The organism is Vibrio sp. dhg (assembly GCF_003443775.1).
In the GTDB taxonomy this organism is placed as follows: domain Bacteria; phylum Pseudomonadota; class Gammaproteobacteria; order Enterobacterales; family Vibrionaceae; genus Vibrio; species Vibrio natriegens.
The window spans coordinates 2,128,533-2,149,142 of record NZ_CP028943.1 but is presented as its reverse complement, the minus strand read 5'-3'; the positions used below and the strand labels follow the sequence as shown (position 1 = coordinate 2,149,142).

The following is a 20,610-nucleotide window of genomic DNA, read 5'->3' as shown; positions in this document are numbered from 1 at the left end:
AGTGGTGCGAAATCCGTAGGTAACAGCCACTGAAACGCTACTTTTATTTTGTCGCCGTCCATTAATCTGACCGCAAATATTGATTGCTAGCAGGTATAAAACAGGATTGGTTTAGTTATTGGCGGGATTATTGCATTAGAAGTGATTGTTTTTGAATTGATGCAGATTGGCGGCAAAAGACTGCCATTTAAGAGAATGATCGCAGATGAATAAATGGCTGATAACCAGTGGTGTTATGTTTTCATTGTTTAGCGCTAGCAGTCACGCGGAGTTGAGCAAGCGCTATGTCGCAACGCCGCAGCAGTCTCAATGGGAGATGATTGTTAACACACCACTCGAATGTCAACTTGTACATCCCATCCCAAGTTTCGGTGACGCGGTATTTTCGTCACATGCGAGTAAAAAGATCAATTTAGACTTCGAGTTAAAGATGCGTCGCCCAATGGGGGAGACTCGCAGTGTGAGCCTGATATCGATGCCTCCACCATGGCGTCCGGGTGAGCATGCGGATCGCATTACTAACCTAAAATTCTTCAAGCAGTTTGACGGCTACGTGGGTGGTCAAACCGCGTGGGGTATTTTGTCTGAGTTAGAGAAAGGCCGTTATCCAACCTTTAGTTATCAGGACTGGCAAAGTGGTGATCAAAGAATCGAAGTTGCACTGTCATCGGTGTTGTTTCAAAGTAAATACGACGCCTTCAGCGATTGTATTGCCAATTTATTGAAGTACAGTTTTGAAGATATTGCGTTTACGATTTTGCATTACCAGCGTCTGGGCGATCAACTGACCAAAGCATCTAAAAAGCGATTGTCGCAAATAGCGGATTATGTCCGCCATAATCAAGACATTGATTTAGTGCTGGTCGCCACTTATACCGACTCGACCGATGGCAAAAGTGCCAGCCAGGATTTATCGGAAAGACGTGCAGAATCGCTACGAAACTATTTCAAATCCTTAGGTCTACCAGAAGATCGTATTCAGGTGCAAGGCTATGGTAAGCGTCGACCAATTGCTGACAATAACTCGCCAATTGGTAAAGATAAAAACCGCCGCGTTGTGATTTCTTTGGGGCGAACACAAGTCTAGTGTTCGCGTCACTTTAGATTGCTGTTGGTGAGAGTGATTTGATAGAACCTGTATTAAAACGGACTTGAGCCGTTTCCTCTAGTTCAGGCGAAACTTGGCAATGATTTCACAGTTAGTGGCGGTGTCGATTTTTTCAACTTGTTTAGCAATCACAGGGTTAGGATGACGTTTCATAAAATCAATCAGTGCTTTTGTGCAGCAACCAATGGATTCCATAAAGCTTGCGCAGTCCTTATTTGGGCATTGAGGAATGAGAGTCAGGACTCTTTCAGACGCCAGTTGAAGGTATCGGAGCTCATATTCTGTGTCACCTGCCCAGCGCCAGAATTGTGCTAGGTTATGACAGGAAATAACTGAGATTAACAGGCGTTCGTCAGCTTCAATCTCCACACATTCACTGATGTCTTCACTTAACCTAAGCGCCTGTTGATAATGAAGAATACTACGTATAGGGTCATCTAATTGAAGGGCGGTATCGGCCAGAAGTGTGTGTTTTTCCCATTCACTGATCATTATCGTTATCCCACATATCGAAGTTGGACTTAAATCTAAACGATAATTATTATCAAGTAAAGTGTTTTGTTTACAAATAAAAAGGCAGGTCTCACACCTGCCTTTCGTTCATGCTTGTAACTACCGTTCACTAGAGAAGTATTAGCCTTCTAAGCCTGCCGTTGCTTGTTTGTTTTGGATCAGCTCGATCATGTAGCCATCTGGATCTTTTACGAAAGCGATGTGAGTCGTACCACCTTTAACCGGACCTGGTTCACGCGTTACATTACCGCCAACCGCTTTAATAGCGTCACAAGTCGTGTAGATGTCATCTACGCCGATTGCGATATGACCATAAGCATTGCCCAGGTCATACTCGGTTGTACCCCAGTTGTAAGTCAGCTCAATAACCGCACCTTCTGACTCATCGCCGAAGCCTAGGAAGGCAAGTGTGTACTCGTACTCTTTGTTTTCATTGGTACGAAGCAGCTTCATACCCATAACGTCAGTGTAAAACTTGATTGATTTGTCTAGATCACCAACGCGTAGCATAGTGTGTAGAATTCGACCGTTTGACATTTTTAACTCCTAGCTTTCATTTTCAAATGGCATTAACTATCTGGATATACTTTCTCTTTATATTCGCACAAATCTTCAATGATGCAGCTACCGCAGCGTGGTTTTCTCGCCAAACAAGTATAGCGTCCATGAAGAATGAGCCAGTGGTGAACATCGAGTTTAAACTCTTTAGGTACCACTTTTAATAGTTTGTGCTCGACATCATCGACCGTTTTGCCCATCGCAAATTTCGTGCGATTAGAGACACGATAAATATGCGTATCGACGGCAATGGTGGGCCAGCCAAAAGCGGTGTTGAGCACAACGTTTGCCGTTTTTCTTCCTACGCCCGGCAGAGCCTCAAGTGCTGCACGATCTTCCGGAACTTCACCATTGTGCTTTTCCAGCAAGATCTTACAGGTTTTGATGGTGTTTTCTGCCTTCGAATTAAACAGGCCAATGGTCTTGATGTATTCTTTTAAGCCATCAACACCTAAATCAAACATGCTCTGTGGCGTATTTGCAACAGGGAAGAGCTTGTCAGTGGCTTTGTTTACGCTCACATCCGTCGCTTGTGCTGAGAGCAATACAGCGATAAGCAGTTCAAAGGGAGAGTTCCAGTTTAGCTCGGTCTGAGGGTTTGGGTTGTTTTCCCTTAATCGTTCTAAAATTTCAATTCTTTTGACTTTGTTCATTGCGGATTTCCAGTACCGTCTTGGCGGATTAAAAAGGCCCTACGAATGGTAGAGCCTAATTTTTTATTCTGCGTACTAAGCGTTGGTGACGCGGGCACGTTCAATGGTCGGTTTTTCTTCTTTTGGTTGTCGTGCCTGAATCGAGTTATCGATAATATTTTTTAAGGCGATCAGCAAGCCAACACCAATGAAAGCGCCTGGCGGTAGTAGAGCCAGAAGAAAGCTGCTATCAAAGTGGAACACTTCAATTCTAAGTGAAGCTGCCCAATCGCCTAGTAGTAAATCTGCACCGTCGAATAACGTGCCGTTACCAATGAGCTCACGCATTGCACCTAGTACAACTAGTACACTGGTCATGCCCAGACCCATCCATAAACCGTCTAACGCTGAAGGCAGTACATCGTTTTTCGACGCGTAAGCTTCTGCGCGGCCGATAATAATACAGTTGGTTACGATCAGCGGGATAAAAATACCGAGTGAAAGATACAAACCGTACGCGTAAGCATTCATTAACAGCTGTACACAGGTAACCAGTGAAGCAATGATCATTACGAAGACCGGAATACGGACCTCTTTTGGCACGTAGTTACGGATAAGAGAGACCGTCACGTTTGAGCCGACCAGCACCAATAGCGTAGCAATGCCAAGGCCAAGTGCGTTTGTGATCGTAGATGACACAGCCAGCAGAGGACAAAGACCAAGCAATTGAACTAATGCCGGGTTGTTGTTCCACATGCCGTTTTTCATCAGCAGTTTGTTTTCACTCATTGGTTGCCTCCTGCGCAGTCTAGGGGCTGACTAAGAATCTCGTCACGGGTGTTATTGACATAGTTTACGGTGTTTCTCACCACTTTGACCACTGCTCTTGGCGTAATTGTCGCGCCAGTAAACTGATCAAAATCACCGCCGTCTTTACGAACTCGCCAAGAGTTCCAGTTTGCTTCTGTGACTTCTTTTCCGGTAAAACTCAGGATCCAATCTGATACACGAAGGTCGATTTTATCGCCTAACCCTGGTGTTTCTTTTTGGCTAAGGACGCGAGTTCCCAGAATTTTCCCTTCACTATCAATACCTGTGATGACTTTTATCTCACCGTTGTAACCGTCTGGGGCGATAGACTCAATCGCGATCGCGGTTGGTTCGCCATCTTTCGTCGCAATATAAGCGGGCATCGCATATGCTCCTAGCTCAGGTGAGCTGACCATGGTGCAGGCCTGCGTTAACGCGTTGTCATGCATGGTCTCAGGAATGACCTGATTAAGCACCGACAACAACTGTTTGCGTTCTTGTTGTTTGATTTGATCTTCGGTTAAGTACTGAGTCAATGCCACCAGACCTGTTGTGGCACAAGCAAAGATAGCGAGTGTCAGACCATTTTTTCTAATTGCGGTTAACATGTTTACCTCAGTGACCGTAAGTTCTAGGTTTGGTGTAGTAGTCAATCAGTGGCACGCACATATTGGCTAGCAGAACGGCGAATGCAACGCCATCAGGGAATCCACCCCAACTGCGAATGATAAAGACGAGTGCACCAATTAAAGCGCCAAAGATTAGGCGACCTTTTACCGTAGTTGAAGCAGAGACTGGATCCGTAGCGATAAAGAAAGCACCCAGCATGGTCGCGCCCGATAGCAAGTGGAAGATCGGGGACGCTGTTTCTCCCGGAGTGATTAGCGAGAATACCAGACTAAACAAGGTCAGGCTCGCTAAGAAGCCCACCGGAATGTACCACTGGATGAGACGCTTTTTGATCATCACCAGGCCACCAATAAAGTAAGCAATATTGACCCATTGCCAACCAACACCCGCTAAACCAGAAAAAATAGGCTGTGACAGGATTTCACCTGGAGTTGCACCAGTATGCAGCCCAGTTTTAAAAGCATCGAGTGGTGTTGCCATTGTCACGCCATCTACGCCTGCACGAACTTGCTGAAGTGATAGGCCATCACCATCAAACCCAGTAAAAATCAGCGACAGGACGTCGGCAAAATTCACGTGATCCGGAATCAGAGATGTCGGAACACTCCAGCTCGTCATTTGAACAGGGAAGGAGATAAGCAGCACAACATAAGCCACCATCGCAGGGTTAAACAGATTCTGCCCAAGGCCACCATAGAGATGTTTGGCTATGACAATCGCAAACACTAAGCCGATCACAGTCAGCCACCAAGGAGACCAAGGCGGAATAGCAACAGCCAGCAGCCAAGCGGTAACGATGGCACTGTTATCTCGAAGAGCTCGAACTGGAGAGCGCTTGCGAGCGATCATCACTAATGCTTCCAGAGATATCGCAACAGCAATGGCAAAAATAAGCTGGATCAGTGTTCCCCAGCCAAAAAAGTAAGTTTGAGCCGCTAAACCAGGGATCGCACACAGTGCCACCCATTTCATCAAATCAGGCGTGCTACGACGACTGTGGGTATGCGGTGAGCTGGCTATAAAAAACGACATTACTCGTTCTCCTCGGTATTATTTTTATCTGCTTCCTGCTGAGCTTTACGTGCTTTCGCGCGAGCAATGGCAGCAGCGACAGCGGCTTTCTTCGGGTCTTCAGTTTGCTCAGCTGGCGTTTCATCTTCAGCAGGTTTTGCTTCTGATTCTTGCTGTGCTTTACGAGCTTTCGCACGAGCAATGGCAGCGGCGACAGCGGCTTTCTTCGGATCGTCGGTTTGTTCAGTCGGCGCTTCATCTTCAGCAGGTTTTGCTTCTGATTCTTGCTGAGCTTTACGAGCTTTGGCACGTGCAATAGCCGCAGCGACAGCGGCTTTCTTCGGATCGTCTGTTTGTTCAGCCGGCGCTGCATCTTCAGCAGGTTTTACTTCTGTTTCTTGCTGAGCTTTACGAGCTTTGGCACGTGCAATAGCCGCAGCGACAGCGGCTTTCTTCGGATCGTCGGGTTGTTCAGCCGACGCTTCATCTTCAGACGGTTTTGCTTCTGATTCTTGCTGAGCTTTACGAGCTTTCGCACGAGCAATGGCAGCAGCTACGGCGGCTTTCTTCGGATCGTCGGTTTGTTCGGCTGGCGCTGCATCTTCAGCAGGTTTTGCTTCTGCTTCTTGCCCTGCCTTGCGTGCTTTAGCACGGGCAATAGCTGCCGCGACAGCGGCTTTCTTCGGATCGTCTGCTTGTTCAGCCGGAGCCTTTTCTTCAGCAGGTTTTGCTTCTGCTTCTTGTCCTGCCTTGCGTGCTTTAGCACGAGCTATAGCCGCAGCAACCGCTGCTTTTTTATCTTCCGGTTCAGCAGAGGTGCTGGTGTCTTCTTGCTGTGCCTTTTTCGCTTTGGCGCGAGCAATAGCAGCGGCCACGGCTGACTTTTTATCATCAGTATCGGCTGAACCTTCACTTTGCTCTTTTTCTGCTTTGCGTTCTCTAGCCAGGCGCTTGCGCTCTTCACGCAGCTTGGCCATCTCGGTGTTATCCGGTTCTGCAGCGCCTGCTTCCGCGGCAGCGGCTTGTTTGGCTTTTGCTTTTGCTATCGCAGCAGCCACCGCTGGTTTCACGGCAGGTTCTGCTTTCTCTTCTGCATTAGCTTTTTGAGCTTTCACACGCGCAATCGCAGCGGCTATCGCATCGTCGCCACCTTTAGACTTCATATCTTTGCGGCGTTCATCAGCTGCTTTCTTAAAGCGGTTTTCTCGCTCTTCTTTTTCGCGTTCCATACGCGCTTTTTTCTCTTCAAAGCGCTGTTTTGCTCGCTCAGCTGCTTCTGCTTCTTGCGCTCGGGTGCGAATTTCGGCTTTTGCCTGGCGATAGTATTGCACCAGTGGAATTTCACTTGGGCAAACAAATGCACAAGCACCACACTCAATACAGTCTTTGAGGTTTAACTCTTCAAGCTTTTCATACTCTTCCGCTTTGGAGTGCCAAAGTAGTTGCTGAGGAAGCAGTGACGCCGGGCAAGCTTCAGCACATTGACCACAGCGGATACATTCCATTTCGTATTGACTGGCTGAGATCTCAAAGCGAGTTGGCGCAAGAATACAGTTGGCCGTCTTGGTAATCGGAACATGGGAGTGGGGCAGTGTGAATCCCATCATTGGGCCGCCCATGATCAAACGTTGGAGCTTTTTATCGGCCTTGTAGCCAAATTCATCAAGCAACGCTTGAACAGGTGTTCCCAAAAGAGCCCATACGTTGCGTGGCGTCTTAAAGGTTTTACCTGTCAGAGTGACAACGCGTTCAATCATTGGCTCGCCATCAATGACGGCACGTTTGATTGAATACAAAGAACCTACGTTTTGAACCAGAATGCCGATATCAGCAGGGATCGCACCGCTCGGTACTTCTTTGTTGGTCAGAATTTTGATCAGTTGCTTTTCGCCACCTGAAGGGTATTTCGTTGGAATGACGCGGATAACAATGTCTTTGTTTAAAGCTGCATTCTCCAATGCTTTGATCGCATCTGGCTTGTTATCTTCGATACCAATGATCGTCAGTTTTGGTTTTAGGATATGTTCGACAATCTCAATGCCCTGAATCAGTTCATCGGCATGTTCCTGAATAAGTTTGTCGTCGGCTGTAATATATGGCTCACATTCCGCTGCGTTGACAATCAGGATTTCCGTTCGAGCAACACCAGATTGAATTTTCTTCGCGGTTGGGAAACCTGCGCCACCCATACCCGAAATACCCGCAAGACGAATAACGTCTATTAGCGCATCTGCAGATTCTTGTGTGTAATCGACAACAGGGGTTTTCTCACACCACGTATCTTTACCGTCAGGCGTGATAACCGCGCACAGTTCACTTAGCCCTGATGGGTGAGCGACCGTTCTAGGCTCGATCGCGGTGATTTTACCTGATGTTGGCGCATGAACAGGTACCGTAAAACCGGTTTCGGATTGTGTTAAAGGCTGGCCTTTTAGTACATTGTCACCTGCGGCAACAAGTAGGTTACCTGCTTTACCAATATGCTGTTTCAATGGCAGAACGATCTCTGCCGGAATTGCTGCGCGTAGTAATTCTGCTTTATTGGATTGTTTTTTATTTTCTGCCGGATGCACACCGCCTGGGAAATCCCAAAGCGACCCAGTACGAATTTGTTCAATCAAAGACAACATACGAAACCTTAATTAATTGAATCTTACACGTTCGCTGCATCTTTGGCAGCATCCGTAATATCCACAACTGGAATGGTATTAAGTTTCCACTTCCAGCTGTCTGTGGTGGTTGCCACAGGAATCATTTCAATACAGTCAGTCGGACATGGCGCTACGCACAAGTCACAACCAGTACATTCTTCTTTGATAACGGTATGAAGGGCCTTGGTGCCACCAACAATGGCATCGACAGGACAAGCCTGAATGCATTTGGTACAGCCAATGCACATGTCTTCATGAATGAACGCGACCGTAGGAACTTTATTATCAAGATCGTGTGCCGACTCTTCTGGCTCTACGCCCATGAGATCGGCCAGCTTTTCTATTGTTGCCTGACCGCCAGGAGGACATTTGTTGATATGGTCACCATTGGCAATCGCTTCAGCATAAGGGCGACAGCCTGGATAGCCACATTGGCCACACTGGGTTTGAGGCAAAATAGCATCGATCTGATCGACGATAGGGTCCGCCTCAACTTTGAAGCGAATAGAAGCAAATCCGAGGATGGCTCCGAAAATCGCAGCAAGCACAGCGAGTGCGATGATCGCAATTAGAATCGTACTCATCGTTTACTTCACCAAACCAGTAAAGCCCATAAAGGCAAGCGACATCAAACCAGCAGTGATCATAGCGATAGAGGCCCCTTTAAAAGGAAGCGGTACATCTGCGGCAGCAATTCGCTCACGCATAGAGGCAAATAGAATTAATACCATAGAAAAACCGACTGCTGCACCAAAGCCATAAATGATAGATTCGATGAAGTTATGGTTCTCATTGATATTGAGCAGCGCAACACCAAGTACCGCACAGTTAGTGGTAATGAGCGGTAAGAAGATGCCGAGTAGGCGATAGAGTGTCGGGCTGGTTTTGTGCACAACCATCTCTGTGAACTGAACCACAACAGCGATAACCAAGATGAAATTCATGGTTCTTAGATATTCGATACCTAATGGGCGAAGGATGTAGCTTTCTACTAAATATGAACACACCGACGCGAGCGTTAGCACGAAAGTGGTTGCTAAGCCCATACCTATTGCTGTTTCCAGTTTTTTGGACACGCCCATAAACGGACAGAGGCCCAAAAATTTTACCAGTACAAAGTTGTTTACCAGCACAGTGCCGACTAACAACAAAACATATTCGGTCATAGTTTTTACGTTCTTAAAATCCGATCCCAATATTATCGTGTTTTGTGACACCAATAACAACCAGTGAACGATGTGGTTTTATATACACGGTGGAAAAATAGCCGTCTATGTGATTCAGATAGATGAATTTTTATCGAAATAAGAGATTTGGTGAATGATTTGTAAGACAAAAGAGGAGAAGAGGATTGTTGCTTAAGCAGATTTTGACGCATCTTGTCGGAAAGTGACTCGGGTGGCTAAGTGGCCCAAAATTTCGGTCTGAGACATTCACTTGGAACAAATCATTCGCAGCTTGGAAACGAAAAAGCCGCGTTTTATGACACGGACCTTTCTAGAAATTGCCTCCCCTTGTCGGGACTCAACGCGGGCGGCCAGCTTTGAGACATTTACTTGGAACAAGTAAGTCGCAGCTTAGATACGAAAAAGCCGCGTCTTGCGACACGGCTTTTTCTGAAATTTGGCTCCCCCTGCGGGACTCGAACCTGCGACATACGGATTAACAGTCCGCCGTTCTACCAACTGAACTAAGGGGGAATTGCTTTGCTTGAAAGCGGGGCAAATCTTACCGACCCCAAAATCCACTGTCAACAGGAATAAAATACATTTTTTTGAAAAAATATCACGGTTGGCTCTTTACTTTTTTGTATGGCTTACCAGTAAAGGGCTAGGGTTACTTATCCACTAAATTTGTGGATAAGTGTGTTGATGAAATCTGAGTAAAGTTAATTGATATGCAACACGGTTTATTTTTTCTGCATTTATAAGCAGGATTATGCACTAATTAGGCAGATAATACAGAGGTTTATTGGTAATCGAGTAGAAATAGTCAAAGTGGATAAAAATTAGACTTTAGGGGATAAGCTTACTTTGTACTGCTTTTTGGGGAAAAGTTGTGGAAATAAGTTAAATGATATTTGAGAATAATCATTGACTAGGGCGACGTACTATATCAGAGCATCTCAGGTAAGGCTATAGCGAGTTGTACAAAGGCACAAATTTAATAGTAATGGTCGATAATACACCGACAGGCATAGATTTCATTGACTAAGGTGTATATATAGTGTGTATATATACAGTTAGTCCGTAGTAGAGTTAAGGAACGGTATGAGCAAAGTTTATGAGCTGGTTTCTAGTTATCAGCCATCAGGAGATCAACCCGATGCAATTAAGCAATTACTTGATGGGTTAGACTCGGGTTTAGCACATCAGACACTGTTAGGTGTGACAGGTTCAGGTAAGACATTCACATTAGCGAATGTGATCGCTCAAGCGCAACGTCCTGCAATTTTGCTCGCACCTAACAAAACTCTGGCCGCGCAGCTTTATGGAGAGATGAAGTCATTTTTCCCGAATAATGCGGTTGAGTATTTCGTTTCTTACTACGATTACTACCAGCCAGAAGCTTATGTGCCAACCACCGATACGTTTATCGAAAAAGACGCATCTGTTAACGCTCACATTGAACAGATGCGATTATCCGCGACCAAAGCGTTATTAGAGCGTAAAGATGCCATTATCGTCGCGTCGGTCTCTGCCATTTACGGTTTGGGTGATCCTGAGTCTTATCTGCAAATGATGTTGCATTTACGTCGTGGCGACGTGATCGACCAACGTGACATGCTTCGTCGCTTGGCTGAGCTGCAATACTCACGTAACGATGTAGCCTTTGAGCGAGGCCAGTTTCGCGTTCGTGGTGAAGTGATTGATATCTTTCCTGCTGAATCCGATCAAGATGCAGTTCGAGTTGAAATGTTTGATGACGAAGTCGACTGCATCAGCGTGTTTGACCCACTTACCGGAGTTGTGAAACAGCGCGATTTACCGCGTTATACCATCTATCCGAAAACGCATTACGTTACGCCTCGCGATCGCGTCCTAGAAGCGATAGAGAATATCAAAGTGGAACTCGAAGTACGTAAAAAGCAGTTATTGGACAACAATAAGCTGTTGGAAGAACAACGTATCAGTCAGCGCACACAGTTCGATATCGAGATGATGAATGAGCTTGGATTCTGCTCGGGAATCGAAAACTACTCTCGTTACCTCAGTGGTCGCGCTGAGGGAGAGCCGCCACCGACACTTTTTGATTATCTACCACATGATGGTTTATTGATTATTGACGAGTCACACGTAACCGTCCCACAAATTGGCGCCATGTATAAAGGTGACCGTTCTCGTAAAGAAACGTTGGTGGAATTCGGGTTTCGTTTACCTTCAGCACTGGATAACCGCCCGCTTAAATTTGAAGAGTTTGAATCGCTTGCGCCGCAGACTATTTTTGTTTCTGCGACACCGGGTAACTATGAGCTCGAAAAATCCGATGGCGATATTGCTGATCAAGTTGTTCGCCCTACGGGATTACTTGATCCTATACTGGAAGTTCGTCCCGTCGCGACGCAGGTCGATGATCTGCTTTCCGAGATTCGTATTCGTGCGGTGAAAGATGAACGAGTCCTCGTTACAACGTTGACCAAACGTATGGCAGAAGATTTGACCGAATATCTGCATGAACACGATGTGCGTGTCCGTTATCTTCACTCCGATATTGATACCGTAGAGCGTGTCGAGATTATTCGAGATCTTCGACTAGGCGAATTTGACGTGCTTGTCGGTATCAACTTATTACGAGAAGGTTTGGATATGCCGGAAGTGTCGCTGGTGGCGATATTGGATGCTGATAAAGAAGGCTTCTTGCGCTCGGAACGCTCACTGATCCAGACTATCGGCCGTGCTGCTCGAAACATCGAAGGTAAGGCCATTTTGTATGCCGACTCCATCACCAAGTCGATGAAGAAAGCGATGGATGAAACCAACCGTCGTCGTGAGAAGCAGCAAGCGTACAATGAAGAAATGGGGATTGTACCGCAGGCATTGACGCGCAATATCAAAGACATCATGGAGCTAGGTGATATCACTAAGTCCAAACGTCAGCGCACTGGCAAACAGGTTCCATTATCGAAAGTCGCGGAGCCGTCTCAGTCTTATGAAGTCATGTCGCCACAACAGTTGGAAAAAGAAATCAGCAGACTGGAAGCAGCGATGTACCAGCATGCTCAAGACCTTGAGTTTGAGCTGGCGGCTGAAAAACGTGATGAGATTGAAAAACTGCGTGCTCAGTTTATCGCTAATAGCTGATCTTGACGCTAATCACTGATTAACCTGATATTGCAGGCAAAAAAGAAGCCAATAGGCAGTCGTTTCTATTGGCTTTATTTGCGAACATAATGTTCACTAACAACGTCAGTTGGCTAGGTGACCCGAGGGGTCATAGTTAATCGAGCATGATTTATGCCAAATTCTTAACTTATTGATCTCTGTTTTTATTGATCTAAATTGCCCCTGATTTATGTATTGTTATTTGCATAATGCAAAGCGTAATGCGATTATTGTTTAAAAGATTACAAAAAAGCTAGCTAGGTTATGCAACAACAAACTACCAAAGATCCAAAGGCTCGTTATCTGCTAATGGTCGAGGATACTGCGTCGGTTGCGGCGTTGTATCGCTCTTACCTGACGCCACTAGGTATTGACATCAATATTGTCGGTACCGGGCGTGATGCGATCGAAAGCCTGAAACATCGTATCCCCGATCTTATTCTGCTTGATCTTCGTCTGCCTGACATGACGGGTATGGACGTTCTGCATGCAGTGAAACAAAGTCACCCAGACGTTCCTATCATCTTTATGACTGCACACGGCTCTATTGATACTGCGGTAGAAGCGATGCGTCATGGCTCTCAAGACTTTTTGATTAAACCGTGTGAAGCCGACCGATTACGTGTCACGGTGAACAATGCGATACGAAAAGCGACCAAGTTAAAAAACGAAGCGGATAATCCCGGAAACCAGAATTATCAGGGTTTCATCGGTAGTAGCCAAACCATGCAGCAGGTTTACCGCACCATTGACTCAGCCGCGAGCAGTAAGGCGAGTATTTTCATTACTGGTGAAAGTGGTACGGGTAAAGAGGTGTGTGCCGAAGCTATCCATGCCGCAAGTAAACGAGGTGATAAACCATTTATTGCGATTAACTGTGCAGCGATCCCGAAAGATCTGATTGAAAGTGAATTGTTTGGTCACGTAAAAGGCGCGTTTACTGGTGCGGCGAATGATCGTCAAGGTGCGGCAGAATTAGCGGATGGCGGCACGCTTTTCCTTGATGAATTGTGTGAAATGGATTTGGACTTACAGACCAAGTTGTTGCGATTTATCCAGACTGGTACCTTCCAGAAAGTCGGCTCCTCAAAAATGAAAAGCGTGGATGTGCGCTTTGTGTGCGCCACCAACCGTGACCCTTGGAAAGAGGTTCAGGAAGGGCGCTTTCGTGAAGACCTATATTACCGCTTATACGTAATACCATTGCATCTTCCACCTTTGCGTGAGCGTGGCGAAGACGTTGTCGAAATTGCTTATTCTTTATTGGGTTATATGTCTCATGAAGAGGGGAAAGGCTTTGTACGCTTTTCTCAAGAAGTGATAGATCGATTTAATAACTATGAATGGCCCGGTAACGTACGTCAGTTACAAAACGTGCTTCGCAATATCGTGGTGTTAAATCACGGTAAAGAAATTACTTTGGATATGCTTCCGCCTCCATTGAATCAACCTTTGGAGCGTAAGACATCAAGCGCCACAGTTGAGTCTCAAGTGATGACAGCCTCGGACATTGTGCCACTGTGGATTACGGAAAAAACGGCTATTGAACGCGCAATTGAAGCGTGTGACGGTAATATTCCTCGAGCAGCAGGGTATCTAGATGTCAGCCCATCGACGATTTACCGTAAGCTACAAGCATGGAACAGCAAGGATGAGCGGCAAAAGGTATGAGCATGAATATACTTAACCAAAAGAAAATAGACGATCTGTCCATGGAGATTGGCAGCGACAATGTACCAGTGTTGCTTGATATTTTTTTAGGTGAAATAGACACTTATATTAGAAACTTGTCTCAGTTCGATGACGCCGATCAACTGGTATATTTGAAAGAAATCAGCCATGCGTTAAAAAGCAGTGCTGCCAGTTTTGGTGCTGATCGTTTGTGTGACTTAGCAATCTCTATTGATAAGAAAGCGAAAGCGGGAGAGTTGGCGGTAGAAGGAGAAGAAGCCACTACCATGATCGACGTTCTGCGCGATACACAAGAGGTTTACCGCTCCTGGAGCCTATAACCGACAAGAAGTGACAGTGAAGTTTAAAAGTAAAGCCCCTCACATTCAGTGAAGGGCTTTACTTTTTCTGGATAAGATTAACTCTAGCTAACAAGTTGATCTTCGATGGCTTTCTTGAGTTTATTACGGTCATGACGCCAGTCGCGATTGCTTGAAGCCAGTGACTCGGTGACCACATTCCATCTATCGAGCACTTCTTGTTCTGCTTTTTCAGCAAGAACGACATCGATTTTTCTGCCTTGCAATGCGCGCTCACACCATTCTAATTTTTGCTCCATGCTCATACGGCCGGCAGGACCATATTCCGGACTCAAGTTCGCGACAAAAATGACTTTGGCGTTTTTATTGTTGGCGATCGCTTTACCTAGCTCTGGCAATAACAGTGGTGGCATGATGCTGGTCAGAAAGCTTCCCGGCCCCAGAACAATGGCATTAGCCTCTGATAATGCTGCTATTGCTTCTTTTGTTGCGGGTACTTCAGGAGAAAGGTCTAAACGGCGAAGGTCAGCCTCCATGTGGTCGACATTGGTTTCTCCGGTGACCCATTTGCCATCGACAGATAGGGCAGACAGATCGGATGGGTGCTCTGACATAGGTAGAATATTCACATCGACTTTAAGCATATTGCGGATGAGATTGATCGCATCCAATGGACGGACCGAAAGGTTGTCCAGAGCGGTGAGCATTAAATTACCTAAATTGTGACCATCAAGTTCGCCACTGCCCTTGAAGCGATACTCGAACATCATTGAACTGATTGATGGTTCAGTGATCAACTGGTTGATGCAGTTGCGCATATCACCCCAAGCGATACCACCCTGACAATGACGAATTCGGCCAGTGGAGCCGCCATTATCCGTGGTAGCGACGATGCCCGTCGCGTTGCCACGAAAATCGCTCAGTGCTGCTAACATTCTACCTAAACCATGGCCACCGCCAACTGCGACTACTTTGTTATCCGTATAGATATTCATACGTTACATTCTTCTAATAAAATTCGTAAAAACGGCTACAATTTAACGTAATGAGTGCACTAACGGTACTCACTTAGCGGTAAATTGTGTGACTTGAGATATTTTTTAGTGCTCAAGTCTGGATTCCCTTATAAATATTCAGTATTTTACACAGCAAAGCTATCAGAGTTTTACTTTCTCTGGTTGCCATAACTCCGAGCTCACAACACTAAGTTCGATTAAGGATAGGTGTTCTGAGCCAGTGGCATACTGCCACAAGGGCTTGGTTGGAAATGACCACGCCTCCCGTGTTTGGAAAGGTGTTCCGTGGCGCAACAATTCGAAGACAAATTTCATCGTAAATTCTATTACTTACGTCTGTCTGTAACTGACGTTTGTAATTTCAAATGTACCTATTGCCTGCCTGATGGTTATAAACCTTCGGGCAAAAAAAACTCGTCTTTTTTATCGCTACCTGAAATTAAGCGGGTAGTCACCGCGTTTGCAGATTGTGGTACTTCAAAAGTCCGCATTACTGGCGGTGAGCCAAGTTTACGTAAGGACTTTACTGACATCATCCATGCTGTCGCAACGACACCTGGTATTGAGAAAGTCGCGACAACGACAAATGGCTATCGCATGGCCAAACAGGTTGCAGACTGGCGCGAAGCTGGCCTCACGCACATCAATGTGAGTGTGGATAGTCTGGACCCACGCATGTTCCATCAAATCACAGGTGAGAATAAGTTCACCGAAGTGATGAATGGTATCGAGCGTGCGTTTGAAGTCGGCTATGAACAAGTGAAAGTGAACGTGGTGTTGATGAAAGATCTCAACCATCACGAGCTGCCTGCCTTCCTCAACTGGATCAAAGATAGACCAATTCAATTGCGTTTTATTGAACTGATGCAGACGGGTGAAATGGATGACTTGTTTAATAAGCATCACGTTTCTGGTGTTGCGATCCGTAATCAGCTCATTGCTAATGGATGGCTACTGAAAGTCCGTTCTCACAATGATGGCCCTGCTCAGGTATTTGTTCATCCGGATTACAAGGGTGAAATTGGGCTAATTATGCCTTATGAGAAGGACTTTTGTGAGAGCTGTAACCGGCTGCGTGTTTCTGCCATGGGTAAGCTGCATCTATGTTTGTTTGGCGAGCATGGCATTGACTTACGTGACCTTCTGCAAGGTGATGAACAAGAGAATGAGTTAATTGAGCGTATTCAAGCTCAGCTGCAGACTAAGTCTGTCAGTCACTTCTTGCATGATGGCAACACTGGGATGACGCCTCATCTCGCGTCCATTGGCGGCTAACATCACACAACTTTTATAGAGGAAGCTCGCGGGCTTTCTCGATGATATTTCCTGAATCGATATAACGAATCCAAGCTAACTTTAGAGAATAGGTGAACTAATGGGTCACGCTGAAAGCAAATTTCAACCTGCAAATATTGCCGTTCTAACGGTATCTGACACTCGTACTGAAGAAAATGACACATCAGGTCGCTACCTTGTAGAACACGCCCAGGAAGCCGGCCACAATGTCGTTGATAAGCAAATCGTCATTGATGATATGTATAAGATTCGAGCAATTGTTTCTCAGTGGATTGCCGACGAAAACGTACAAGCGGTCATGATCACCGGTGGTACAGGTTTTACTTCTCGTGACAGCACTCCAGAAGCACTTAAGCCGCTTTTTGATAAAGAAGTGGAAGGCTTTGGCGAGTTATTCCGTATGGTTTCTTATGAAGAGATTGGCACATCGACTATCCAGTCACGTGCAATTGCTGGTTTTGCTAACCATACCGTCATCTTTGCTATGCCAGGGTCTACAGGTGCATGCCGCACTGGTTGGACGAAAATAATCAAGCAACAGATGGACGCAAGTCACCGCCCTTGTAACTTTATGCCACACCTATCTGTATAACCTTTTCTACTAAGTGAAGGAAAAGCAATGACCCAATTTACACACATTAATGCATCCGGCGAAGCTAACATGGTCGATGTTTCAGCGAAATCGGAAACGGTCCGTGAAGCAAGAGCAGAAGCATTTGTGCACATGGCACCAGAAACACTCGAGTTGATTGTCTCTGGCCAACATCATAAAGGCGATGTGTTTGCTACCGCACGTATAGCAGGTATTCAAGCCGCGAAAAAAACCTGGGATCTGATTCCGCTTTGTCATCCGCTTTTACTGTCTAAAGTTGAAGTTCAGTTAGAAGCAATTGAATCGGAGAGCAAGGTTCGTATCGAGTCTGTTTGTAAACTTGCAGGTAAAACAGGCGTAGAGATGGAAGCGTTAACGGCGGCTTCTGTCGCAGCGTTGACTATTTATGACATGTGTAAAGCGGTGCAAAAAGATATGGTCATTGGTCAGGTTCGTCTTCTTGAGAAGACGGGCGGAAAATCAGGACACTTCAAGGCAGAATCATGATTAAAGTACTTTTCTTCGCCCAGACACGTGAGTTGGTGGGAATCGACAGTGTTGATTTAGAAGGGCAATTTGAAACGGTAGAAGCGGTTCGTGCTCATTTGGTCGAAAAGGGCACGGAAAAAGACGGCAAGTGGGACTTAGCTCTCGAGCCCGGAAAGCTACTTGCAGCAGTTAACCAATCTATTGTGCCGTTAGATACTGAAGTGAAAGCGGGAGACGAAGTGGCATTCTTCCCGCCAGTGACTGGAGGTTAAGATGGATCCTCGTGTTTCTGTACAGGCTGAAGATTTTTCTGTCGATCAAGAATACCAAGGTTTGTCCGAAGGAACGTCTTCTGGTGCCGTCGTGACATTTATCGGTAAAGTGCGCGATATGAACTTAGGCGATAACGTTGTTGGTCTGCATCTAGAACATTATCCTGGTATGACAGAAAAGAGCCTTATCGACATTTGTAATCAAGCTGAAGATCGTTGGCCATTACTTGGTGTGCGTGTTATCCACCGTATTGGTGATTTGGATATCGGTGATCAAATTGTTTTTGTTGGTGTTTCTAGCGCTCATCGAGGTGCGGCATTTGAAGCGTGCGAATTCATTATGGATTATCTAAAAACGAAAGCACCATTTTGGAAAAAAGAACGCACAACGACTGAAAATCGCTGGATCGAATCAAGAGACACTGATCACAAAGCTGCACAGCGTTGGCAAAAGTAGAGTAGAAAGTATTTCTCGCACAATGAAAGTTAAAAGCTAAGCATTACAGGTGCTTAGCTTTTTTTATATTTACCTTTTTATATATAAAGGTTGTACATTTATTGCCCACATAAAACGCAAGCTATTCGTCTCTATTACTCCATAAATTTGCACAATATTGGATCGCTCTAAACAATACATAAGCAAACGTTTGCTAAGTTCTTTGTGTCAGAAGTGTTAAGTTTGTGCATATGCTTAGTATATGATGCTGCTAATTGGTTTAAATTTAGATTAATCGAAACTTTAATCTGTTGAGGAGAGATTGAGCTAGCCATTGGACTAGCAAAATGTTTTTAATCAGCTTTTTTTGCTGGATTTGTGCGACAGATACAGGATTATCGGTCTTTTTGCTACATTTTTATGGCAAATAACTTCAATGATTGCTAATGTGTGCCGCAGTCTTTGTATGGTTTTAGGTTCTTGGTGCTTAGTTTTGGCGCTAAAAAGATCTAAATCACAGCCCGTTTTTGTGAACCTACAAAGAGGTCATGGATGCTAACAAAAAAATTTGGAGTTTTACGCATGTATAAGAATAAAATCACGCGCGCTTTATTCATTGGCGCTGGTCTTTCTCTAGCTCTTGCTGGTTGTGGTGGTGATAAGCCAGAAGAGAAGCAAGCAGCTCAGCCTGCTCCTGCACCAGCCCCTGCCTCTGAAGCGAAATCTGATTCTTCGGAGCCAAAACTTGCTGCGGTTCAAGAATTAGTGCGTGGTAACGGTACAGAAGTAGCGACAATCGACCCACACAAATCACAAGGTGTTCCTGAATCTCACGTGATTCGCGATCTACTTGAAGGCCTTGTAAACCAAGATGCAGATGGTAATACCATCCCTGGTGTTGCTGAATCTTGGGAAACTGCAGACAACAAAACATTCACTTTCCACCTACGCAAAGACGCAAAATGGTCTAACGGCGATCCTGTTACGGCCGGCGATTTCGTCTACAGCTTCCAGCGTGCAGTCGATCCTGCAACCGCTTCTCCATACGCTTGGTACATGGAATACACCAAGATGAAGAATGCGAAAGACATCGTTGCTGGTAAAAAAGATAAAAGCGAGCTAGGCGTGAAAGCGGTTGACGACCAGACGTTGGTTGTTGAGCTTGATACTGCAGTACCGTACTTCGTAATGATGATGGGCCACACAACGGTTAAGCCAGTTCACCAAGCTACTGTTGAAAAATTCGGTGATCAGTGGACCAAACCAGAGAACTTTGTAGGTAACGGCGCATATGTTGTTGATAACTGGGTTGTGAACGAGCGCTTGGTATTGAAGCGTAACGAGCAATACTGGGACAACGAACACACGACTTTGGATAAAGTTACGTTCCTACCTATCGAAAACCAGGTAGCGGAAATGAACCGTTTCCTCGCGGGTGAAATTAACATCAGTTACGATGTGCCTGTAGAACACTTCAAACGTCTGCAAAAAGAACATCCAGAATCACTATCAGTAGTGGGTAACTTGTGTACTTACTACTACCTGTTCAACACCAAGAAAGCACCGTTTGATGATGTACGTGTACGTAAAGCGATCTCTTACGCGATCGACCGTGACATTGTCAGTAACGCAATAATGGGCCAAGGCCAAAAGCCAGCTTACTTCCTAACGCCTGAAATCACAGCAGGCTTCAACCCTGAAACTCCAGCTTACGGTAAGATGACTCAGGAAGAGCGTAACGCCGAAGCAGCACGTCTTCTGGAAGAAGCAGGCTACGGTAAAGATAACCCACTGAAATTCAACCTTCTTTACAACACTTCAGAGAACCACAAGAAAGTGGCGGTTGCTCTAGGTTCTATGTGGAAGAAGACTCTGGGTCTAGATGTCACTCTAGAAAACCAAGAGTGGAAAACCTACCTATCAACTAAAGACTCAGGTAACTTCGAAGTGGCTCGTGCAGGTTGGTGTGGTGACTACAACGAAGCTTCGTCATTCCTAACGCTAATGATGAGCAACAACACCACTGGTGGTATTCACTACGATAGCAAAGAATACGACGAGATCATGAACAAAGCATTTGCTTCTACATCAGACGAACAGCGCCAAGCACTATACTTGGAAGCAGAGAAACTGATGGCGAAGGATATGCCAATTGCACCTATCTACCAGTACGTGAAATCACGTTTACTGTCTCCTAAAGTTGGTGGCTTCCCAGCTAACAACGCAGAAGAAAAGATCTACTCAAAAGACCTATACATCACCGAGTAAATCTTAATCAGATAG

20 protein-coding genes, 1 tRNA gene and 1 riboswitch are annotated in these 20,610 nt (G+C 45.5%); of the genes, 10 read left to right on the top strand and 11 right to left on the bottom strand.

The features are described from left to right. Positions 1-205: 205 nt before the first annotated feature. Positions 206-1,087, top strand: coding sequence for an OmpA family protein (locus tag DBX26_RS09865; protein WP_014232546.1), 882 nt, complete (start codon positions 206-208; stop codon positions 1,085-1,087). Positions 1,088-1,165: 78 nt separating this feature from the next. Here the strand turns inward: DBX26_RS09865 and DBX26_RS09860 are convergent, their stop codons facing one another. The 10 genes from DBX26_RS09860 to DBX26_RS09815 all read right to left on the bottom strand — a co-directional run bounded on the left by DBX26_RS09860 (position 1,166) and on the right by DBX26_RS09815 (position 9,613). Continuing rightward, a complete protein-coding gene (locus tag DBX26_RS09860) occupies positions 1,166-1,600 on the bottom strand; it encodes a DUF2753 domain-containing protein (RefSeq protein ID WP_014232545.1) in 435 nt (144 codons plus the stop codon). 141 nt (positions 1,601-1,741) lie between these two features. Then, positions 1,742-2,158 carry a lactoylglutathione lyase gene (gene gloA / locus DBX26_RS09855; protein WP_014232544.1) on the bottom strand — a complete coding sequence of 139 codons (417 nt, stop codon included), beginning with the start codon at positions 2,156-2,158 and terminating at the stop codon, positions 1,742-1,744. 32 nt (positions 2,159-2,190) lie between these two features. Next, positions 2,191-2,832, bottom strand: coding sequence for an endonuclease III (nth, locus tag DBX26_RS09850; protein WP_014232543.1), 642 nt, complete (start codon positions 2,830-2,832; stop codon positions 2,191-2,193). A 75-nt stretch (positions 2,833-2,907) separates the two neighbouring features. Beyond that, positions 2,908-3,600 (bottom strand): electron transport complex subunit E, encoded by a 693-nt coding sequence (locus tag DBX26_RS09845; RefSeq protein WP_118118985.1) that lies wholly within the window; start codon positions 3,598-3,600, stop codon positions 2,908-2,910. Continuing rightward, complete coding sequence (gene rsxG / locus DBX26_RS09840) at positions 3,597-4,229, bottom strand: electron transport complex subunit RsxG (protein ID WP_014232541.1); 633 nt, start codon at positions 4,227-4,229, stop codon at positions 3,597-3,599. Before rsxG ends, DBX26_RS09845 begins: the two co-directional genes overlap by 4 nt. Positions 4,230-4,236: 7 nt before the next feature. Further along, complete coding sequence (gene rsxD / locus DBX26_RS09835; protein ID WP_118118983.1) at positions 4,237-5,283, bottom strand: electron transport complex subunit RsxD; 1,047 nt, start codon at positions 5,281-5,283, stop codon at positions 4,237-4,239. Further along, positions 5,283-7,892 (bottom strand): electron transport complex subunit RsxC, encoded by a 2,610-nt coding sequence (gene rsxC, locus DBX26_RS09830; RefSeq protein ID WP_118118981.1) that lies wholly within the window; start codon positions 7,890-7,892, stop codon positions 5,283-5,285. Before rsxC ends, rsxD begins: the two co-directional genes overlap by 1 nt. Before the next feature lie 23 nt (positions 7,893-7,915). Further along, on the bottom strand, positions 7,916-8,497 hold the full coding sequence (gene rsxB, locus DBX26_RS09825) for an electron transport complex subunit RsxB (RefSeq protein WP_118118979.1): 582 nt from the start codon (positions 8,495-8,497) through the stop codon (positions 7,916-7,918). A 3-nt stretch (positions 8,498-8,500) separates the two neighbouring features. Beyond that, entirely contained in the window at positions 8,501-9,079 is a 579-nt protein-coding gene (gene rsxA / locus DBX26_RS09820; RefSeq protein WP_118118977.1) for an electron transport complex subunit RsxA, read from the bottom strand. A 458-nt stretch (positions 9,080-9,537) separates the two neighbouring features. After that, a tRNA-Asn gene (locus DBX26_RS09815) sits at positions 9,538-9,613 on the bottom strand. Between the two features lie 570 nt (positions 9,614-10,183). Here DBX26_RS09815 and uvrB point away from each other — a divergent pair. The 3 genes from uvrB to luxU all read left to right on the top strand — a co-directional run bounded on the left by uvrB (position 10,184) and on the right by luxU (position 14,247). After that, positions 10,184-12,214 carry an excinuclease ABC subunit UvrB gene (gene uvrB, locus DBX26_RS09810; RefSeq protein WP_014232536.1) on the top strand — a complete coding sequence of 677 codons (2,031 nt, stop codon included), beginning with the start codon at positions 10,184-10,186 and terminating at the stop codon, positions 12,212-12,214. Positions 12,215-12,544: 330 nt separating this feature from the next. Next, a complete protein-coding gene (gene luxO, locus DBX26_RS09805; protein ID WP_049794667.1) occupies positions 12,545-13,906 on the top strand; it encodes a quorum-sensing sigma-54 dependent transcriptional regulator LuxO in 1,362 nt (453 codons plus the stop codon). Then, the gene (gene luxU, locus DBX26_RS09800; protein WP_020335671.1) at positions 13,903-14,247 is read left to right on the top strand and encodes a quorum-sensing phosphorelay protein LuxU; all 345 of its coding nucleotides are present in this window, start codon (positions 13,903-13,905) and stop codon (positions 14,245-14,247) included. The genes luxO and luxU overlap by 4 nt, the downstream gene beginning before the upstream one ends. An 83-nt stretch (positions 14,248-14,330) precedes the next feature. Here luxU and DBX26_RS09795 read toward each other — a convergent pair whose 3' ends face one another. Then, positions 14,331-15,221, bottom strand: a complete 891-nt coding sequence (locus DBX26_RS09795; RefSeq protein ID WP_118118975.1) for a YvcK family protein — start codon at positions 15,219-15,221, stop codon at positions 14,331-14,333. A 180-nt stretch (positions 15,222-15,401) separates the two neighbouring features. Continuing rightward, positions 15,402-15,539, top strand: a riboswitch (molybdenum cofactor riboswitch). On the opposite strand from DBX26_RS09795, the gene moaA reads away from it, so the two are divergent. From moaA to DBX26_RS09765, 6 genes are all read left to right on the top strand, one after another. Then, positions 15,528-16,517, top strand: coding sequence for a GTP 3',8-cyclase MoaA (gene moaA, locus DBX26_RS09790; RefSeq protein WP_014232532.1), 990 nt, complete (start codon positions 15,528-15,530; stop codon positions 16,515-16,517). (Overlaps the previous riboswitch by 12 nt.) 100 nt (positions 16,518-16,617) lie before the next feature. Then, positions 16,618-17,130: a molybdenum cofactor biosynthesis protein B gene (gene moaB / locus DBX26_RS09785; RefSeq protein ID WP_014232531.1), complete on the top strand. Its 513-nt coding sequence runs from the start codon at positions 16,618-16,620 to the stop codon at positions 17,128-17,130. 27 nt (positions 17,131-17,157) lie between these two features. Further along, complete coding sequence (gene moaC / locus DBX26_RS09780; protein WP_118118973.1) at positions 17,158-17,637, top strand: cyclic pyranopterin monophosphate synthase MoaC; 480 nt, start codon at positions 17,158-17,160, stop codon at positions 17,635-17,637. Beyond that, positions 17,634-17,891 carry a molybdopterin synthase sulfur carrier subunit gene (gene moaD / locus DBX26_RS09775; protein ID WP_020335669.1) on the top strand — a complete coding sequence of 86 codons (258 nt, stop codon included), beginning with the start codon at positions 17,634-17,636 and terminating at the stop codon, positions 17,889-17,891. Before moaC ends, moaD begins: the two co-directional genes overlap by 4 nt. 1 nt (position 17,892) lies before the next feature. Next, positions 17,893-18,348 carry a molybdopterin synthase catalytic subunit MoaE gene (moaE, locus tag DBX26_RS09770; protein ID WP_020335667.1) on the top strand — a complete coding sequence of 152 codons (456 nt, stop codon included), beginning with the start codon at positions 17,893-17,895 and terminating at the stop codon, positions 18,346-18,348. A 561-nt stretch (positions 18,349-18,909) separates the two neighbouring features. Then, on the top strand, positions 18,910-20,595 hold the full coding sequence (locus DBX26_RS09765; protein ID WP_118119787.1) for an ABC transporter substrate-binding protein: 1,686 nt from the start codon (positions 18,910-18,912) through the stop codon (positions 20,593-20,595). Positions 20,596-20,610: the final 15 nt, after the last annotated feature.

Bases quoted from the DNA above. Each gene is read 5' to 3' on its own strand.
- DBX26_RS09865 (WP_014232546.1), top strand. From the start codon at position 206: ATGAATAAATGGCTGATAACCAGTGGTGTTATGTTTTCATTGTTTAGC.
- DBX26_RS09860 (WP_014232545.1), bottom strand. From the start codon at position 1,600: ATGATCAGTGAATGGGAAAAACACACACTTCTGGCCGATACCGCCCTT.
- gloA (WP_014232544.1), bottom strand. From the start codon at position 2,158: ATGTCAAACGGTCGAATTCTACACACTATGCTACGCGTTGGTGATCTA.
- nth (WP_014232543.1), bottom strand. From the start codon at position 2,832: ATGAACAAAGTCAAAAGAATTGAAATTTTAGAACGATTAAGGGAAAAC.
- DBX26_RS09845 (WP_118118985.1), bottom strand. From the start codon at position 3,600: ATGAGTGAAAACAAACTGCTGATGAAAAACGGCATGTGGAACAACAAC.
- rsxG (WP_014232541.1), bottom strand. From the start codon at position 4,229: ATGTTAACCGCAATTAGAAAAAATGGTCTGACACTCGCTATCTTTGCT.
- rsxD (WP_118118983.1), bottom strand. From the start codon at position 5,283: ATGTCGTTTTTTATAGCCAGCTCACCGCATACCCACAGTCGTCGTAGC.
- rsxC (WP_118118981.1), bottom strand. From the start codon at position 7,892: ATGTTGTCTTTGATTGAACAAATTCGTACTGGGTCGCTTTGGGATTTC.
- rsxB (WP_118118979.1), bottom strand. From the start codon at position 8,497: ATGAGTACGATTCTAATTGCGATCATCGCACTCGCTGTGCTTGCTGCG.
- rsxA (WP_118118977.1), bottom strand. From the start codon at position 9,079: ATGACCGAATATGTTTTGTTGTTAGTCGGCACTGTGCTGGTAAACAAC.
- uvrB (WP_014232536.1), top strand. From the start codon at position 10,184: ATGAGCAAAGTTTATGAGCTGGTTTCTAGTTATCAGCCATCAGGAGAT.
- luxO (WP_049794667.1), top strand. From the start codon at position 12,545: ATGGTCGAGGATACTGCGTCGGTTGCGGCGTTGTATCGCTCTTACCTG.
- luxU (WP_020335671.1), top strand. From the start codon at position 13,903: ATGAGCATGAATATACTTAACCAAAAGAAAATAGACGATCTGTCCATG.
- DBX26_RS09795 (WP_118118975.1), bottom strand. From the start codon at position 15,221: ATGAATATCTATACGGATAACAAAGTAGTCGCAGTTGGCGGTGGCCAT.
- moaB (WP_014232531.1), top strand. From the start codon at position 16,618: ATGGGTCACGCTGAAAGCAAATTTCAACCTGCAAATATTGCCGTTCTA.
- moaC (WP_118118973.1), top strand. From the start codon at position 17,158: ATGACCCAATTTACACACATTAATGCATCCGGCGAAGCTAACATGGTC.
- moaD (WP_020335669.1), top strand. From the start codon at position 17,634: ATGATTAAAGTACTTTTCTTCGCCCAGACACGTGAGTTGGTGGGAATC.
- moaE (WP_020335667.1), top strand. From the start codon at position 17,893: ATGGATCCTCGTGTTTCTGTACAGGCTGAAGATTTTTCTGTCGATCAA.
- DBX26_RS09765 (WP_118119787.1), top strand. From the start codon at position 18,910: ATGTATAAGAATAAAATCACGCGCGCTTTATTCATTGGCGCTGGTCTT.